A 2,077-nucleotide genomic window follows, 5' to 3' on the forward strand; every position below is an offset into this window, starting at 1 on the left:
GATTGTTCGCATTAGCTAATATTATACAGGATGCTGACGGAGCAAGGGTTCTACCTCACCACTACTTCCGTATCACTACCCACTTTCCATAAGCACTGAAGCTATTTTTAGCCTCCATGAAACAAATGTACTAGTGAAGAGGAGCGGGTTTGTGAGAAGCAGGTAGAGTAATCGGTGTAGCTGTTTGATACAGCTAATTATGTTTGCTCACTTTATACTTGTAGTTTTGAACTTCTGCTCATATTCTGGTTACAAAACCAACAGCAACAAAACGATCACTTCACGACAGAATCAGCAATAAGCGCTTTTTGTTACTTAAAGGATAAGATGACCACTCTTAAAGGATAAAGTGACCGCCCCAATTAAGCTGAAATGCTTATTCTCCCGTTGCAATACTCAGAGAGCGATCGCATTTAAATCTCTCAATTCCTTTTCCAGCTTAAGTTTTGGACTGCGGTCATTTTATGCTTGAATTTCGGTGACTTTATCCTTTAAGTAACACTTTTTGTTGCTCAATTTATGGTTTCAGGGTTGCTCATCTTATGGCGTTGCATAATAGAAGAATGAAATGTATTCATTGTGCATCCACTAAAATCAGTAAAAACGGGCATCGCCGTGGCAAACAATGCTATATATGTTGTGCCTGTGGTCGTCAATTGCTAGAGATTTATGACACTCTAGGATATCGAACCTCAACGAAAGAGCATTGCCTAACGCTCTACGTCAACGGTATGGGCTTTCGCGCTATCGAAAGGGTCACTGGTGTTAACCACAACACTGTGATTAATTGGGTTAAACAGGCAGGAGCAGCTTTACCCAAGGCGCCAGAATCATCAGAAATCCCTGAAGTTACCCAAGTAGACGAACTCGAAACTTTTGTGGGTAAAAAAAACAAGATCTGGCTGTGGACAGCAGTGAATAAGGCAAGTGCCGGAATTATAGCTTGGGTTTTAGGAGACAGAAGTGCCAAAACTTTCGCGCCATTGTGGAACATTATTAAGTGTTGGCATTGCTTCTTCTATGTGACTGATGGCTATTGTGTTTAGCCAATTTTTATTGAAGATGCCGACCACATTGTTAAAAAAACTTACATGACAAGAGTAGAGGGGGAAAACAGTAGACTAAGGCATTACTTAGCCCGACTACATAGAAAAACCTTTTGTTATTCCAAATCAGAAGATGTGCTGCGATTATCTCTTAAATTGTTGCTGCATTACCTAAAGTATAGAAATGTCCCTGTGCCAAGCTAAACCATTCGGCTATTGTGCAACGCCCATCTTATGGTTACAGTTACACCTACCCAAGTGTATCTGGAATGCGCGCAGGCTTTCGGATCTCGAACCAAATCGATCTTATCTTCTACAATCCTTATCGTATGGTATTTTCAGCAGTTTTACTCCTTTATTTTCTGAAAAAACTGGCACTTAAAAGTCCAATCTGACAAACGTTTTCTACAGCAGCAATACTAGGCTTGGCTCTACAGGAGCAAAGAAGCAAAGCAGATGGCGATCGCACTCGCTGACACTGTGGCAAAGATCTGGTGTCAGCCACAGTTAACTTGATAGTACACTTGCGCTATTCTGAATTTAGTCGTAGTATAGTCGGATAAAAGATAATTATAACATCTTATTTTATATAAAAGGGGTGATATACTGAATTGAAACCATAAGTTGAACCAACTCATAAGTCGATCGACTCGGTTTTAGTCACTCACCTCAATGAGGCAGATTGCCTTCAGCCGCCATGTCCCATGAAACCGCAATCGGGCAGGAAAAGTACGTACAAGAGTGGTCAGCGCCAGAACCCCCCAGCGATCTCGTTTTTGATGATGGAGAACCATTGGAGACTAACCGCCACCGGATTGCGGTGAACGTTCTGATTGATTCGGCGCTGTCGGCACTAGCCGAGCGATCGAACTTTTTCGCAGGCGGTAATATGTTCGTCTACTACAGCCGCAATCAAGCGATGAATCGGGATTTCCGCGGTCCAGATTTTTTCAACCTGTAAATAATCCGTTGATTAGGCAGCCAGAGCGGGGAACCACAACTGCTGCCACTGACCGTTTAGTTCAGCCACT

General features: G+C 42.5%; 2 pseudogenes. Both read left to right on the top strand.

What is annotated here, in order from left to right:
• Positions 1 to 563 precede the first annotated feature (563 nt).
• Positions 564 to 1,250, top strand: a pseudogene (locus tag DSM107010_RS37610) (IS1 family transposase).
• A 493-nt stretch (positions 1,251 to 1,743) separates the two neighbouring features.
• Positions 1,744 to 1,998: pseudogene (locus DSM107010_RS37615) on the top strand (Uma2 family endonuclease); the annotation flags it as partial.
• Positions 1,999 to 2,077: the final 79 nt, after the last annotated feature.

The sequence above is a fragment of the Chroococcidiopsis cubana SAG 39.79 genome (assembly GCF_003991895.1).
GTDB lineage: Bacteria > Cyanobacteriota > Cyanobacteriia > Cyanobacteriales > Chroococcidiopsidaceae > Chroococcidiopsis > Chroococcidiopsis thermalis.